The organism is Alkalinema sp. FACHB-956 (genome assembly GCF_014697025.1).
Taxonomy (GTDB): domain Bacteria; phylum Cyanobacteriota; class Cyanobacteriia; order Leptolyngbyales; family Leptolyngbyaceae; genus Alkalinema.
On the sequence record NZ_JACJRC010000025.1, the window covers coordinates 1 to 16,977 of the forward strand.

At 44.6% G+C, this 16,977-nt stretch carries 9 protein-coding genes; 3 read left to right on the top strand and 6 right to left on the bottom strand.

From position 1 onward, the window contains the following. The first annotated feature begins 222 nt into the window (after positions 1–222). The 3 genes from ssuE (at position 223) to H6G21_RS20160 (ending at position 3,150) form a co-directional block, all read left to right on the top strand. On the top strand, positions 223–660 hold the full coding sequence (gene ssuE / locus H6G21_RS20150) for an NADPH-dependent FMN reductase (protein WP_347278046.1): 438 nt from the start codon (positions 223–225) through the stop codon (positions 658–660). A gap of 408 nt (positions 661–1,068) precedes the next feature. Continuing rightward, positions 1,069–2,178, top strand: a complete 1,110-nt coding sequence (locus tag H6G21_RS20155) for an aliphatic sulfonate ABC transporter substrate-binding protein (RefSeq protein WP_190575252.1) — start codon at positions 1,069–1,071, stop codon at positions 2,176–2,178. A 12-nt stretch (positions 2,179–2,190) separates the two neighbouring features. Further along, a complete protein-coding gene (locus H6G21_RS20160; protein WP_190575254.1) occupies positions 2,191–3,150 on the top strand; it encodes a D-2-hydroxyacid dehydrogenase in 960 nt (319 codons plus the stop codon). Positions 3,151–3,795: 645 nt separating this feature from the next. Here the strand turns inward: H6G21_RS20160 and H6G21_RS20165 are convergent. The 6 genes from H6G21_RS20165 to H6G21_RS20190 form a co-directional block, all read right to left on the bottom strand. Next, positions 3,796–5,550: a ShlB/FhaC/HecB family hemolysin secretion/activation protein gene (locus tag H6G21_RS20165; RefSeq protein ID WP_190575256.1), complete on the bottom strand. Its 1,755-nt coding sequence runs from the start codon at positions 5,548–5,550 to the stop codon at positions 3,796–3,798. A 64-nt stretch (positions 5,551–5,614) separates the two neighbouring features. Further along, positions 5,615–11,983, bottom strand: a complete 6,369-nt coding sequence (locus H6G21_RS20170; protein WP_190575258.1) for a CHAT domain-containing protein — start codon at positions 11,981–11,983, stop codon at positions 5,615–5,617. A 112-nt stretch (positions 11,984–12,095) separates the two neighbouring features. Then, a complete protein-coding gene (locus H6G21_RS20175; protein ID WP_190575260.1) occupies positions 12,096–12,857 on the bottom strand; it encodes a DUF928 domain-containing protein in 762 nt (253 codons plus the stop codon). A 79-nt stretch (positions 12,858–12,936) separates the two neighbouring features. Beyond that, positions 12,937–15,249, bottom strand: a complete 2,313-nt coding sequence (locus H6G21_RS20180; protein ID WP_190575262.1) for a CHASE2 domain-containing protein — start codon at positions 15,247–15,249, stop codon at positions 12,937–12,939. Positions 15,250–15,263: 14 nt separating this feature from the next. Further along, the gene (locus H6G21_RS20185; protein WP_190575264.1) at positions 15,264–16,229 is read right to left on the bottom strand and encodes a DUF1822 family protein; all 966 of its coding nucleotides are present in this window, start codon (positions 16,227–16,229) and stop codon (positions 15,264–15,266) included. Positions 16,230–16,249: 20 nt separating this feature from the next. After that, complete coding sequence (locus H6G21_RS20190; RefSeq protein WP_190575266.1) at positions 16,250–16,930, bottom strand: sigma-70 family RNA polymerase sigma factor; 681 nt, start codon at positions 16,928–16,930, stop codon at positions 16,250–16,252. Between the last annotated feature and the right edge of the window lie 47 nt (positions 16,931–16,977).

The window sequence follows — 16,977 nt, forward strand, 5'->3', positions numbered from 1 at the left end:
ATATCGACTCAAATTGGTGAAATTCGCCTTGCCACACACAACCCATAACGTCACAAACAGACTCGCTAGAAATTGGCCTTGCGGTTTGCGAAACCACCCACTTGATTCAGTAGGCTGTGTACAATATTCATAATGCGATTCATCTCGTGCTTGAGTTGATACTGGCACCTTATCCGATGAATCGCTTTTTGTCGATTTTTAACCCCTTTTTCTCTGGAAAATGTGTCCGGAGTATTGGTCTTTGGTCGCTACGATAGTCCAGCTTTAGTTCCAATTAAGGAAAAATTGGAGAAGGCTGATGCGATCCTGCTTGCAACCCCGGTTTATAAAGCCTCCTACACGGGCCTGCTCAAATCCTTTTTAGATTTACTCCCCCAAAAAGCACTGGTCAATAAAACAGTGTTACCGTTGGTGACCGCAGGCACGATCGCCCATCTACTGGCGATCGAATATTCGCTCAAGCCCGTTTTGGGGGAATTGGGTGCACGGAGATTTGCTAGCACCGTTTATGCAGTGGACCAACAATTACAACGTCAGGAAGATGGCAGTGTGATCCTGGACGAGGAAATTAAGCAACGCTTCGACGCTTCTTTACAGGAGTTAATTGATATTCTCCAGTCAATAGAAGTATCATCTAAGGAACTTGTACAGGTGAATTAGTTGCATCCATTCTAATGCATCCATTCTAAGACAGCGTAGCGGGTAAAACCGCTACGCTGTCTTAGAAGATTGTCTACTTTTGAGGATCTACTAGTCAATAGAAGACCATTGCGTCTATATTTAGAAAGTTGATTTTAAAATCCTCATTGCAATTCTTGAGTCAAGGATCACTCCTGGTATTAGGGAGATAACTTGACTCTTTTTTGTTGAGTATTTAATCGATTTTCGTAGTTAATATGACCTAATTTTTGTTGGATTTGTTACTTTATTCCAACAGAGATTCTAATAAATAATCAATTCAAAAAACTTAGAAAAATATATGTAGAGAATCGAAATTGTATATAGATGAACTAAGAGATGAAATATTGACCATGTACACTAATCATCGTATTGAAAAAAACAAAGTACATGAAACGGTTTCAGTTTAAGTATCTTCATAGATACGGTTCCAAGATTACTCGTAGAGCAGCGTTGTTTTCCATTGGTGCCTTAGTGTGCTTATCCACGGGCCTAGTGAGTTGCGGAGATAAATCTCAAACGACTAACAACAATTCTGCAACTAGCTCTCCAACTGCTGGTGCGAGTGGACAAAACAACGGGTTTAAGGCGAAAGAAATTCGAATTGTTCGATCGAAGCAATTAACTGCCTTAGCTATTTTAGAGGCCCAAGGTAATCTTGAGAAAGCGCTGCAACCCTTGGGAGTGACGGTCAAATGGGCTGAATTTGCGGCTGGCCCTCAACAGTTGGAGGCCATTAATGCCAATGGGTTAGACATTGCTTCGACTGCGGCTCATCCACCCGTCTTTTCTCAAGCGGCGGGTAATCAATTAGTTTATCTCGCAACAACTCCCATCAATGGAGGAAGCATTTCCCTTTTGGTTCCCAAGGGATCAACAGCTCAAAATTTTTCTGAACTGAAAGGTAAGAAAATTGCCTTCCAGAAAGCTTCGATCGGTCACTATTTAGTATACAAAGGGCTACAGCAGGTTGGGCTGAAACTGGATGATGTAGAAAGTGTCTTTTTGCCACCACCGGATGCAGCGACAGCCTTTGCCCAAGCGAAGGTCGATGGTTGGTACATTTGGGAACCGTTTGTGACGAGAGCAGAGGTAAGTGGCGCAGGTCGGGTCTTAGAGAGTGGTGAAAAATACGCTGACACTCGCAACTTCTACAGCACTAGCCGGAAATTTTACGAAGATAATCCTGAACTGATTCGGATCTTTTTTACTGAGCTACAAAAATCTGAAGAATGGCTGAAAACCAATCCTAAGGAAGCCGCACAAATTCTTGCCCCTGTCACTAAGCTAGAGCCCAATATCTTAGAGAAAATGCACGCTAAGCTAACCTTTGGGATTCGTGGGATTGATGAGGATATCATCAAAAAGCAGGAAGAACTGGCTCAACTCTGGTTTGATCTCAAGCAGATTCCCAATGTTCCCAAGGTGCGAGAAGGCTTTTTGAAACCAGAGGAATACGCCAAGATTCTGCCCCCAGAGGTCCTCAATACTAAAAACTAAGTCATTAGATCCATGAAAGCCCTGATCTCGATCGAGTTCCTTCCCTTCCTAGAATTACGATTACCCAACGATCTTGAAGTGGTTCAAGTCGATCGAGAAGGGTCTTTTGATGGGGATCCCAGTGATGCTGAAGTTTATTTTAGTGCTGGCTTACTGAAACCAGTCATTCTCGATCGGGTGCTCAATGCGGCTCCAGCGGTGCGGTGGCAACATACACCCAGCTCTGGCGTCAATCACTTGTTAACTCCCACAGCTTTGGCGCGAGATTTGATTTTGACCAATAGTGCAGGGGTTCATGCTATCCCCATTGCGGAATTTGTCCTAGCATTAATTCTCGATCGGGTGAAACGGCTACGCCAACTCCATAGCTTCCAAGCCCAACACCAATGGGATGAGCATTGGCAAAACAGCATTTTTCTACAGGAATTATCTGAAGCTACCGTCTTAATTCTGGGTGCAGGGGGGATCGGGCAAGCGATCGCGCAGCGGGCCAGTGGTTTTGGTATGCGGGTCTGGGGTAGCCGAAAAAATCCCGCACCCCATCCCCATTTTGAGAAAGTGGTGGGAGCCAATCAGTGGCAGGAACTCCTCCCTGAAGCTGACTTTGTTGTGTTGGCTCTACCGTTAACACCGGAGACTCAACATATTATCAACGCTGATGTGTTGAAATTATTCCAGCCCTCGGCTTACCTGATTAATATTGCCAGGGGAGGGCTTGTGGATGAAACTGCCTTATTAAAAGCCCTCCAGCAAGGTTGGATTAGTGGAGCTGCGATCGATGCTTTTGCGACAGAACCCCTCCCACCAGACAATCCGCTGTGGTCAGCCCCTAATCTCTTTGTCACCCCGCATATTTCCTGGAGTTCACCCCGATCGCGCCGCAGGGTTGTTGATTTCTTTTTAGCTAATTTAGAGCGGTATCGGCAGGGACAGCCTCTAAGGAATGTCGTCGATCGACAAGCAGGTTACTAGATAAAAATGTGGTAGTGCCCAAGATGTAATGATAAGGTAGGTCAGAACGGCTAGATGGGGTTATTCAGTGTCAGAATTGCAAGTTCGGTTAGTGGCTTCCTCGTTGGTATTTTAAAAATATTCACATCAGCCCCAGCGAATTGCTTCAGCACGGTATCAAACAGCATTCTCTCTTGTTGTGTAAGTATTTCTATCATTGATACTAATCCTTGACGTTCATAGATATCATTCCGTTTGCGAAATAAAAAAACGTGTACCAGGGCTTACCTGCAACAAGATTGTCACAGAGCCAAGGTAACACTAGTCTGGCAATCGGTAATAGCTACAGGCTGGGGAAAAATAGTAATGCGATGAAGCCCTTTGGCGATTACTGGTCAGCTCCATAATTGGCCCATGGGGATAATGTTGAAGATTGGTCGAGGGCGATCGATACCTCGGATCTACTTGGACCAGAATTCAATTAGTTGAGTTACAGAAAGATCTCGCAATACCAATCGTGGAGATGTGGCTTGGGTTATTGCTGGGGGGGTACCCATTGGTACAACGGGGGGCATTTTATGATGACCAGACAGTGTGGATTATGCATGGAAAATCCGGGATGCTGAATGCGTCGCTCAGCGATGAATGATACGCCTTGAATCATGATTAGGGCGTGTACTGAAAGCTGAAGTATAGTGCCTGATCCTGTAAGTTGTTCGAGCGATCGGCAATCTTAACCAAAGGCAGTGCATAATCCAAACGCATTAACATCTTAGAATTAGGTTGCCAAATTAGTCCAAGACCCATAGAAGTTAAAAATCTTTTTCCTTCGAGTTGATTTGGATTATTTGCATGATTCCAGGTTGTTCCCATATCGAAAAATGGAACAAGATACAATGTCGTTTGTCCAGAGGCAGTTCGTTGAACAGAGATTCGATCTTCTAAGGAAAATCGAATTCCGTTATCACCCGTTCTAAGACTCTGCCGATAGCCTCGCAACGATCGCCCGCCCCCCAAAACAAATTGTTGGGAAGGTAAAAGGCTATTTGGAGTCAGCTGAACATCCAATTGTGCCAATAATAAATGATGATTGCCCAATTGTTTGACGTGCTGAACTTGACCTTGCCAACTAATAAATTGGCCATCTGGGATGGGTTCTGCGTTTTGAGTTGCGCCGAAAATCCCAAGTCCAAGATTGAACTGAGATCGCAAAGCCCAAGCAGCTCTTTCACTCCGGTACACATAATCCTGCCCAAATTGTAAAACCCGAGTCCGGCTGTTACCATTGTCATCAGGGCCAATACCGAATGGAAAAGGATAGCGATCGTACAGGAAGGTCTGGCCGTCTTGGAATGCAAGTCCTAGGGAAAACGCGAATTCACTTTCAAATCGACGATGTATGGGTTGACGATAGGTTAGCTCATAGGTTGAACTCTTTGCACGAATTCCAAATTTTTCAAATTGTGGATCAGTAATGCGGCTACGGCTAGGTGCATATCTTAGTTCTAAAGTTCCATTTTTGGAATTAACAGGAATCTGATAGTTAAAGTCTAGGCTATTAGAGCCACCAGACAGCGATCGAAAATAGGAAGCACTTAAGCGATCTCCAAAAGTTAGTAAGTTACGTTGAGTCACCATGCTACCAAAGCGTTCTCCTCCCACACTGGGTGGAGAATTATTGTCTGATGTGAAAGATAGGTTGAATGAGTTTCTCTTTGCTGCACGGATGACTAGAATACTTTTGCCGTTGCTACCCTCTCGTAAACTCGCTTCTATATGTTGAAATAAAGTATTATCAGATTTCAAAAGTTTCAAGTCATTTTCTAGCTGCTCTGTGTTGACAGGATCCCCGATTCGCTGATGAAGCCGATTGGAAATATACTGCCTTAAACGCGAATCAGGAATATCCTCTTGATGAACTTGTCTACGTTGAGGATCAACTTTGAGGACATCAACTTTTTCTAAAATAGGCTTACTTTTAAAAAATGTACCTGCTTCTTGATCAATATCCGATGCGGAAGCAATTTCAATCGCTTCGATCGTGCCAACTTGAGACAGCAGCTTTGCTGTGCCATCTTGAAGAACCTGATCCGGAACAATCACCCTTGAAGTAATATAGCCCCGTTTTTGGTATAGTTGAGTGACCTGATTTGCCACGTCTTGCAGGTCTTGAAGAGAAAGACTACGATTTTCAAATCGAGCAAAAACTTGATCAATTTCAGATTGATTGACTAATGATTGTCCTAAAAGTTGAATTTTTTGGATTGGGACTTTAGTGGGTTCTCCTTCCTGTTGCTGCGTTTTTACCGGAAGATTCTCTACGACAGAATGGGGAGTGTTTTGGGCACGAGCAATTAAGGGTAGAAAGGAGCTCCCTATTAGAAGAGTTGCTAGGAAATTTGTGTAGATTGAGTAGGTCATTGGTGTATGGAAAGAAGCCAGGTGAAATGTAGACGAAATCATGAGCAAGCCCACTAAAAAAGGCTTACCAAGGGCTACCTACTAAGGTAAAGGCTGCCCAAAAATATGGATTTGTAAATTCCTGGGTAGCTCCTGAACGAATTACTGTTTCAGGTAAGAGATATTTACGATCGCCAAAAACAAGATGGCCATTTTCAATCTTGGTTCTGCCCTTGAGAAGGGCAAGTTGCGCCTTTTGCAGGGCTTGAGCCTTAATGGGCAGTTGAGATTTTTGCATCTGATCATAGAATTCAGCCATGAGTGCTAGAGTGCCACGGTCATCTGCTGTCCACAAACTACCGATAGACGTTTTGACACCAGCTTCTGCAGCGAAACCAACGAACCCAAGTTCCGCCTGCGTATCGCCTAATGCGGTTTCGCAAGCACTTAAAACGATCAATTCTACAGTAGGATCATAGAGTTTAAATTGTCCCATTCGCCTTAGCTTTTCGCGACCAGTTGCAAAGGCAATAAAAGATTGATCTGCTTTATTTTCTTGAAACTGAGCATGAGAAGCAATGTGAATAATTTGAGCATCCTTACGATGATTTAGAAGATTATCAGGAGTAAATTGTGCATCCTTGAATAGGTTCTCAGTGCCTTGAATATCACTGCCACCTAAATAACGACGAATCAGTTCTAATTCAACTGGTACTGCTGGCAAATTCTCTAAACCTAAATTAGTGAAAGTACCAGTTCCCATTGCCATAATTTTAGACTTTTTAAAATCAGGATTAAATCTAGTATCCGTCAAGCTAAAACTAGGCATTAAACCTAGGCTATAGTCTTCCAGAAGAAATCGATCGCTTTTCTTCATAATGGAGATCGGCGTTGATCTCAAGTGTTCATCAAGAATAAAAGTTAGATTTTGAATTTTCCATAGTTTCAAATCTTCTACTAAGGGAGCTATCAACCATTGATAAAATGTTTGCCCTGGAGAATCATGAGCTGTCACAAGTTGTTCACGGTCATTGGATGAAGCTAATTTATCCTGCAATAGATCGATAGTTTGTTTACTCAGATCACGCGTAACAGATGGGACTGCATAGACTTTTGGCTTACTTTGACCCGTTACTAGGACGAGATGAAGAATATTATCGCCTCGTCTATTAAATTTCTGTGGAAAATCATAGAGAATCGATTGTTCGCTAATTCCATTTGGAAGAAAGACAGCATAGATAATTGCAGGACGAATGCCGATCGCTTTTTCAATTTTTCGTAGTTCGTCTTGTATCTCATCCAGAGATTTAATGACTGTGACGCTATTCCGTTGGTTTTTGAAAAATTCTTCTAGTTGATTTGTGAAATAGCGATCGATGCCAAAGCCTTCCTCTTTACGTCGTAGCTCTAAGAGTTCAGGAATTTTGCCTTCTGGAACGATCGTGGATAGGAGATTGGCCAGTCGGGGGGAAGTAACAATCTGAATATTGCCTTGTTGATAAGGCCCTGGGAAGAATTGGGTGGGCAGGATGGAGTTACTAGCACCCGTGGTAATCGCCCCAGCCAGTCCATTCGTATCGCTAAAGCCGACATCAAAGGTGGTGAATCTGGCACCGCCATCGTGGACAATTAAAATACTTCCACCAGCACCACCATCTGCCGTAGAGATGCTAGCGGTTCTGCCAAAGCGATCAGTAAAGGTTCCGGCTGCCCGCAAGTACCGCTGCGTGAAGATCTGCACATTCCCACCTGTACCGCCCCCTAAGGCTTGGGCATTAATGGAATCAATCACAACATCATTGAGCGGATCGATAAAGACATTACCTGCATTGCCAATGGTAGAGCTAGTATTGATTTTGCCAGTGGTGACACTTTCACGGGCAATGATGCTGACTGACCCTGCATTCCCTGTGGTTGAGGAGGTATCTAGATTACCCGCTTGAACAATACCTGTGGGAGCCTGGAGGGAGAGGTCAGCTGGGGTGTTAGCCGTCACATTCCCTACGGTGAGATTGCCAGTTTCAGTCCTGAATGTACTGTTACCCAGCAACACGATCTGTTGCGCGATCGTAAGATTACCATCGGTAATATTGACACCACCGTTAGTCAGTACTTGATTTGCACTCGAAATGTTCAGGCTTCGGAGCCGCTGGCCACTGCCACCTACCATTCCGTTAAATTGAAGATTGCCTTGTCCTGTGCTAGTGGTTAATTGATAACCTCCATCAACTTGACTGTTCAAAGTGCTATTAAAGGTTAGATTTCCATTACTGTTGCCTGTATTAATTTGCACGTCTCGGCCTAAAACTGTGCGCCCTAGGGTTAAGTTCTTCCCTGCACTATTGACATCAGCTTGGAGAAATACCGTGTTGCTCCCTGGTTCTAGTACAGCCGGGGTATTAAAGCTAACTGGACTAGAAGCTAAAATTTGGTTTGTGCTGGTTACTGAGCCAATCGTCGTTAAGCTAAAGCCAGTAATCTGGTCTATCTCGCGTGCAGATAGTTGTAGTGCCTGAGGAGTAGAGGCTCCCCCAAGTTCGATCGTGCGATCTAAGTCTGCTGTAGTAATATTCAATGTACTACTACCACTGAGTAAGTCTGTAATGTCAAGATTATTTGACTTTAAGTTCAGTGGATTGCTAGCTGCATTAACAGGTGCGTTAATAGTAATTGTGCTAGTTCCTGCATTAATTGTTGCAGCAGTAGTAATGTTTGTCGGTTGGTTGAAGGTAATTGGAGTATTTAGAGTACTCAGATTTCCATTTAGAACGATACTTTGAGCTTGGCCAAAGTTAATCGCTCCGACAGAAATGTTGTTGCGGAAGTTAACTTGTGAACTATTGAGAATATTCAGTGCATAATTCCCAGTGATAGTTCCGTTAAACAGGATTGGGCCTGTTGTTGGATTTAAAGTTACGTCTTGAGAGAGAGTCAGAGGGTTATTAAAGCTGATAGCACCACCATTGCTAGCTAAGGTTCCTCCTGCTGTGATGCCTGCACCTCCTGTAAGGTTGATAGTTCCGCCATTCGTTTGCAGATTACCAACATTGAGAATGCCGCTTGTAGCTTGCAGTGTTAAATTACCTGTAGAACCAGGTTGGGTTGTGACTTGCTGTACTGTTAGGTTGCCACTATTTGTGCTAAGTGTACTGTCTCCCGTCAATGTGACTGGTTGAATTAGGTTGAGATCACCAGTGGTTAGGTTAATATCACTGTTCAAAGAAATCTCACTAGTTTGTTCAAATACCAGTCCTTTGAGGCGTTTGTTGCCACCGACAGCATTCGCAAAACGAATAGAGCCACTACCACTATTGAGAGTGAGTTGATGCAGCCCATCTAATTGACTATCGATCGTTCCAGTAAAGGTAATATTGCCAATCCCAGTACTGATACGAATATCTGCACCCAAAACTGTATTGCCAAAAATTAATTCTTGATTGTTGGAATTGATAGGAGCATTTAGGAAAACGGATCCCTTACCTGGATCAAGAATTGTAGGTGTCTGGAAAGTTATGGGTGCGGAAAAAGTGAGATTACCACCATCCCCCGGAAGATAGGTCGCAGAGGAAAATCCATTAATTTTAGAAATTTCATCAGCTGTCAAGCTTAACGCATTTGTATTTTCGTTACCTAGCTCCAAGTTCCTTCCAGCACTAGAAGCTAAGATTTTTAAAGAGTTGGTTCCGGTAACAGTACCATTAATATTTAAAGTATCGGCCTTGAGGATCAAGGGATTATTGCCAGAATTTAGGTTGGTGCCTGTATCAATGCTCGAAGTTCCAGCGTCAAAGGTAACCGGTGCAGTAAGAGTAACGTCTTTCGTAAAGGTGATGGGCTGGTTATTAGTACTAACGTTTCCACTGATTTCTGTACTATCAGCGTTAACCGTTAATGTTTTAACTGCAACATCTTTTTGAAACTTCAGTTGATTGGCACGAGAAACATTGAGTGCGTGGTCTCCTGTGACTTGCTGAGTAAATGTAATGTTGTTGTTACCGGAGTTGATTGCTGTATCTGCCAGTAATGTAGTAGTGCCATTGAACGTGACTGATCCACTGGTGTTTTTAGCGGATGTGTCAACTGTTCCTTGAATCTCAATACCTTGGCCAGCTAGAACATTAACATTGCCGCCATCCCCTTGAGGTGCACCTGCTAAGATATTGTCTTGGATGATTACCTTACCGTTCGGTGCTTTTAGACTCAGCGATCCACTTGAACCATTCTCAGAACTAATACTAATGCCTCGTCCACCTGCTTTAACTTCAATATTGCCATTACTACTTTGCACATCAATACTGCTGCCAGTTCCAGTAGACGAGTTCCCGACAACATTTGAAAGAATGACATCTCCCTTAGCTTCAATTTTGAGCGTACCACCTTGCATCCCCGTACTCCCAATAACCACAAACTGGTTTGGATCTGTTCCATTTAGACTGGAAACACCGGTAGCGCTTAAATCAACCTTCCCTTCACGACTAATAATTGTTAAATCCCCCGATCTTGGGCTGTCTCCTGAGACCGAGTTCGTTGTGATGGGTGAAGTGAGAATGTCTCCCCTCGCAATTAGAGTGATGTTTCCTGCTGATCCATTAGAAGCTGAGCTAGATAAGCCGCCATAGCGTGTGTCAATACTACCTTCTTTGCTTTCGATGAAAATATCTCCGCCACGACCAGGATTACGAATATTGGGATTGTGGTCTGCAAAGGCTGCAATATACCCTGTTGTAATATTGCCATTCGCCCTTAACGTAACCGATCCGGCGGAAGCACCCAGCGGATCGACCCCACTCCGGGTTGTAATATTCCCTAAACTAATGGATTCACCCGAAATCTCAATGCTTCTACCCGGTTGCCCAATGGTTGTGGGAGCAATGATTGTACTCGAGGGGTCCATGATAAATGAACCCACCCGATCGCCATTAGCATCCGCCTGAAAGATCAAAGAACCAGAGCCAGAGCCAAAATCAAGTTGGGTATTAGGTGCAATCCGGATATTATCATCTGCTGTCAAGGTAAAGGATGTCGTACTCCCTGCCCCTAGAAGGCTAGCCGCATCAATGAAGGATTCTCCCGGTTGTAAATTAGCTGGACTATTAGCAATTAAAATATTCTGAGGGTCTAGGAGTACAGTACCGTTCTTACCGAAGTTGGCTCCAGTATCTATTTGTCCTTGAAAAGTCAGATATTTCTTACCAGATACTTCAACAAAGCCACCATTTCCGATCGTGCTTCCACCCCGAGCACTAATTTGCCCTAAAAATGCTGTTTGATCTTGCGACCATACAATAATTGATCCCCCGTTCCCCCGATCGATACTGTCAGCATTCAGCGTACTAGACTGATCTATTGTGGTTCGTGTTGCACTAGGCAGTTGAGAATTCCCCTGGTAAGCACCTCCGACTTGGATCGTTCCACCATTTTGATTGCCAGAAGCATTAACTTTAGCATTCACTAAATCAACTTGCTGACCCAAAATATTAATAGTCCCACCTGTTTCGCCCGTGGTTGCTACTTGACCAGAAAGGGTTGTGCTACCGGATGCAGATACAACCTTGACCCCAGAACCAGTTATTTCGACAACCCCTTGAGCATTCACGGTCAGTCCAGTTGCATTCTGTCCTGCATGGTTGGCAAGCAATTGGGGCAGAGAAGCGATCGGAAATTCCCAACGGTTGGGATTACTAGCCTGATTGGTAGGTTGTACTTCCAAACTAATCAAACTACCAGGCCGCTGAAGCTTGACCAAACTACTGCCAGGAACAGATTGAACTAAAATTTCTCCCCCCGGCGCGTTCAATTGCCCCGTATTGACAACGGTTCCCCCCAGCAATCCAAGGGACTGCCCTACCCCCACGGTTAAATTTCCAGCATTGACGATCGCCCCAGGATTGACCGTCGTCCAAGCAAACCCCGATGGATTGCCCAGTAAATTGGCATAATCATTCTGACCACTTGCACTAAACCAACGATCGCCGAATAAAATCCCGTTAGCAGTCGTGGCCCAGAATGAACCGGGGACATTTAATTGCGCGGCCTGTCCAAAGAGAATCCCGGACGGATTCATCAAGACCAAATTAGCATTTCCGCCAGTTACTTGCAGTAAGCCATTAATGACTGAGGGATTACCCCCTATAATGCGACCCAAAATATTTTGAATATTTGGATTAATGGAAAAATTAGCAGACTGTCCAGAGAGGAGATCAAACTGTTGAAAGCTATGAAAGAGATTATGACTATCTCCAGAAATCTGGCCCCCTGTAATGTTGAACTGATTGCCAGTGGGAGTCACGATCGTCGCTGTACCATCATTGCTAGGAACGATCGATTGAGCCATTCCAGGGAATGAATAGAGACGTCCCAGGGCAATTAATGCACAACTGATTCCAGCATGAACAGCAAAGATTTTTTGTCCAGTAGACTGAACAATGCGGAGCACAGGTGAGAGAGTCGCCATGGTCTTAGGTTGAGGTAGATCCCAGAAAACTATTCTAATGAGCGTATACGAACTAGAAAAATACAGAAAAACCTATGGAATTAGCCACTTCTACTGGAATTGGCTACCGCCACTAAGGCTGTATTTCTAGCTCCTGAATCTTTTGATCCTTCAGATCTTTAATTTGGGCTTCTTCTAATAAGCGTTGCCAGTTCTCCTGGATCTGTAGATCCTCAGGCATTTTTTCACGTAGGCGAATCAGTCCATCAACGGTTTCATACCAAAAACCATTTTGTGCATAGATCTGTAAGCGATCGAGATCTGTTTTAGCCTGTTTGAGTTGAGTCTCAATTGTCTGCGAAGGAACTCCCACCCGTTCTACAATTCCTTCGATAGCGTTAGGAACTCGCTTGGGACCTCCACAATAGAGTTCCACCATCCAACGATATTTTTTACCCACTGCCAGCGTCTTCTCCGCTGGCAAGCGTAACGCTACAAAACCAGGAGCAGCAATCTTGACTTGCTTTTTACCACTGTCATAGATAGCTTGGTTATCGGATAGTTCACGCACAATCAGACGGACCCGCATATCACTTTGCAAGACCTGATTCGTGACTTTAGTGTCAGGCGTTAAATTAGACACTAATTGATAGGGGAAATAGAGCCAGAAAGTGGGACGATCGCTTAGGGTGAACCCATCTGGTTGAGGCGTATAGACCAGTGCTTGGGGCTGGACATTGGGACAACTGTTGCGGCTGCCACCGGGATTGTTACTTTTAGGGGGATTACCGCGAGATTTACCTGATATAAATCGAATAACGGGTCTTTTTAATTGTGTTTGATTACCCGTTTTCTGCGGTTGAGATGCGGCATCAACTTTAGTGAACTCACCCATATTAGTGAGAAAACTACTAAGCAATACAAGACTAATTATTTGAAAATACCTCATGATATTCTCCTCATTTCTACCAATATCATGCCCTTAACATTGATCGATCAATCATTGCAGTGGCACTTGCTCCAAGTGCAAAGATCATTAGCGCTGGAATGTAAGATGCTACAATTCCTTGATTTAGTATATACAGGCTACTGCCAGTGAGCACAATAATTCCAGCAGTAACTCCTAGAATTTTCCAGGATAAAGGTTTCACTCCCAGCACTAAACCACATCCCAATCCAGCCCAAAGAATGAGCCAGATGAGTTCTTCCAAACTCGACCCAAATGTCAAGATTACTGGTAAACCCTCTGCATGATCGAGGATTTGCTGAATTTTATGGGCTTCAATGAGGACTTCGGGTAGCTGTCTAGCGGCGTCACTTCCATAGGGAGTACTTTGCCATGCAGAATCAGATGCGGTGGTTGCAGTGACCCCAATGAGGACAATTTTGCCCTTTAATGAAAGCTTATTTGCGCGATCGAGAAAATCCTGTAAGGGAATTTCCTGAAAAACGCCCCGGATTTTACCATCTTGATGACGGTAGTGTAGCAGCAGTTGATGTCCTGCTGTACTGGAACCTTGATAGATGCCTGGGCGTTGATGGAGATAGGAATGGGTGAGTCGATCGGGGTCAAATTCGCCCTCTTCATTGAGCCAATGGGCTGGGAGTTTTTGCGTTGCTGCTAAATACCGTAATGCAGTTAGAGCACTGAAAGCTATTGTAGTCGGGCAATTGAGACTTTCATCTTGACTGATCAGGTGCCTTCGCACGATAGTATCAGGTTCATCTAGATAATCAGAAAACCCGATACGATTTTCTAGGTCAGCCTGAGACAAGGCTGATAAAGCTGGTGGGATTCCTGATTTTTCTGAACATATAAACAATAAGTTATCTGTTTTACGAATTTGGGTATCTAACTGAGAATACTGCTTTGAACTTCGATAGTCACGGACGACTAGATTCCCAATTACGGCGGGTTCCAATGATTTCAACTTTTTTAAAAGGGGATCAAAAATGTGATCTGGAAGGGATGGATTGCCTCCAGATGTTTGTTGCCGTTGGAGTTGTGGGTCATCGATCGTTAAAATGACGATCGGACTGGATGGCATATCACGATTAGGACGATGACGCATCATCCAGTCATAGGCCGCTAATTCCGGGGCTTTGAGCCAGCCAAAACTGTGCATTGAATACGTAATTCCGACTAATGTCAGATTCATGATTAGCAGAATTCCCAGCTTTTGCCACCATTGTCTTTTGGCTGGACTTTCTGGGGAAGGCCATCGTAAAGGCTCGATCGCCGGATTCTGGTAACTGACGGGCAGCCACGTGGCACAGGGATATTGATCTTGTAGCCCCTCTAACTGTTCCCGAGCTTGGGCCACGGCGGCATAGAAGGATTTCCCCGAGGAGAATGCTGTGAGAAAGTACTCTAGGAACTTGTGGGCAACTTTATCAGGAATGGGTTCCCGCATGACAATCATTTGGGGAATATGCAAGCCTGAAAATGTATTCAATACCCCCAGGCCATCACAGGAATTAAAAATTGCGAGTTTTAAACCTCGTGTAATAGCTGTTTTTAAAGTTCGTTTCAGTTCTTCTAGGGATAAGCGATCGCTCGGATTGAGGTCAATAAATCCTTCCAGTTGCTCAGTCTGACTATGGCCTGCGAAAAACAGAATATCCCAGGAAGATTGCTGGAGTGCTTGAGCGAATGCCTCACGAGTGGGTTCTTCCAACAATTCTACAATTACATTAGGCAGACTCATCCATTGGTGACGATCGCGATTGGTATCAATGCCATCGGAACACCCTAAAATCACTAAAATACGAAGTTCCTCCTGGGAAGGGGGTTGAGGAATTTCGGTATAGGTGATGGGTGCAAAGGCAATTTCAAGATGGGTATAGGCTTGGAGGAATGACCAGACCTGCCAGGGGAGTAATCGAATTTCGGCGTTATCGGTTTGCAGTAGGATTCGGGCCTCTCTGCCTTCCCGTCTAGCGATTTCCAGTTCTAACTTCAGCCATTGCACGATCGGTTGGAAAGATTCAGCAGCCAACCAATGTTCAAAGGTTTTTAAAACAGATTTTCCCTCTTGTTTAAGCGTGAATAATGTAACCTGACTTGTACTTTCAATTTCCTCAATACGATAGTCTGCAATACCGCCATAGCCGCGATAGTTTGATCTCCAGTGGTGATAAGACGCCAGGAGCGGTAGATTTGCCGGTAATTGCCCGAATGCTGGCTTGGCTTCCTTTTCCTGGTGATCCCAGTCAACTTCGCCATTGAATCCAGTGGCGGGAGTGCCTGTGAGCTTGAGCAAGATCTGCTGGCTGGAAATGACCATAGTACTTCTTACATTTAAATCTCGAATTCTTCTGTAAATTCAGCGTCCCGCCACCGGACTTGAACTTTGAACTGTTCGCCTGAGGTTCCCCTGAGTTGTTTTTCAACGTAATTGCCAATATCCCGCTGGGCGGCTTTGAGAACCGTCTCTCCTGAACTCACAATCAGTTGTAAATCGGGCGGAATGGAAATCCGATCGTCCGTTGGACAAACTTTAATACTTAACTGAATGCGATCGCCCTCTGCCTCAGGACTGTAGTGAACGATTAATGCCAAGGGCAGCTGCTTGAGGATCAATGTTCTCTGGCCCTGTACCGCAGAACGATAGGGGGAAGCTTCACTCGATGGGCTACGCCGGAAATTAAATGCCACTTCCGGTTGGGGGGCTGCGAGTTGCTGAAACCCTTCTGAGAGGGATTGCCATGCGCCATTGAACTCACCCTGCAACCAGTTGCCGAGCTTGGTGATGGACGTTTGAATGGTTGCTTGCAGAGAGGGCGTCTCAGAGGCTTCGAGGATGTCTAGTAAGGCATCGATCGATTGTAATGTGTTTAATGGAAGAACTCCAGGTTGTTGAGGATTCAGGGCTGGCGTAAAACCGAGCACTTTCCCAGCGGTATAGTCTGAATTGAGTTCAAGCACAGCGTAGCCCCTGCGGTTTTCCCAAGCTTCTGTGGGAATTAAGCAAACGGATTCCCCTGGTTCTACCGTGCGGCATTCGATCGAACCGATGTTAGGAATCCACAGATCGGCCACATCGAGAACTAATCGACTGGCAAGATCCCAACTCTCACTTTGAGCGAGATCGGTTGCAATGCCCAAAAATTGTGAGACGTAATAATGCATTAAACCAACCGCGATCGTATTGCGATAAATCCGATCGTACTTCTTGCGATCGTGGCGGACGGGTTCTGCAAACTGGGCTGCGCGATCGCGGATGTCAGCGGTAATGGGAAAAGTCAGGTAAAGTTCGGAGTTCATAGTCGTTTTGTGATGAAGGGTTAGTCATAAAAACCTTGAGAGTGGCAAAAGGCTTGAAGTAGCTTGAGGCAGTGGCGTCGAAAGTGACTGTGTAAGGTTTGCAGGGGTAAGTTCAATTCTTGAGCGAGATCTTTCCAATCGATTTCTGGGGGTAATAATCTGGCCTGAATTAATGTTTTACAGGACGCTAGGGGTTGATTCTTCGGATAACATTGACTGAGCTTTTGGTCAGGATCCGTGGTCAACCATTGACGAAGAATTTGAATCAGTTCTGATTCGTCAGCGTCGTAAAGATTAGGATCGGCTAGGTTATCGATCGGATCAATGGAGTCATTAGTTTCGGGGTCAAACTTTTTCCAAATTCTTTGGCTATCTTCTTTTCGTTGTCGGTTACTGCTGTCCTTCAGTCGAAAATTTAAATAGACGTTGAGCCAAGTAATAACACTACCATCCGGACTCTTGGCGGGGTCATAGGCCGAGTTTGCGGTAGTTGCTTCGCAAACATTATTCATAAAGTAGACCCACATATCCATGACTGCATCTTCGTAATAGCGCTGGTTGCTATCTTTCTTGAGCAGTTTTCCGGATTGTTGAATTTTTGCGGCGACTCGGTTGAGAATCCGTTTCCGGGCAATGCTATCGCGTGGGTGCTGGCGAGCCTCTTCAATCAGGGCATTGAGTTCTTGATCGAGGGGGAGCATAGGCAACGATCGAGGGGGTTTAAAAAACTATACTAGTTTTCCCTCAA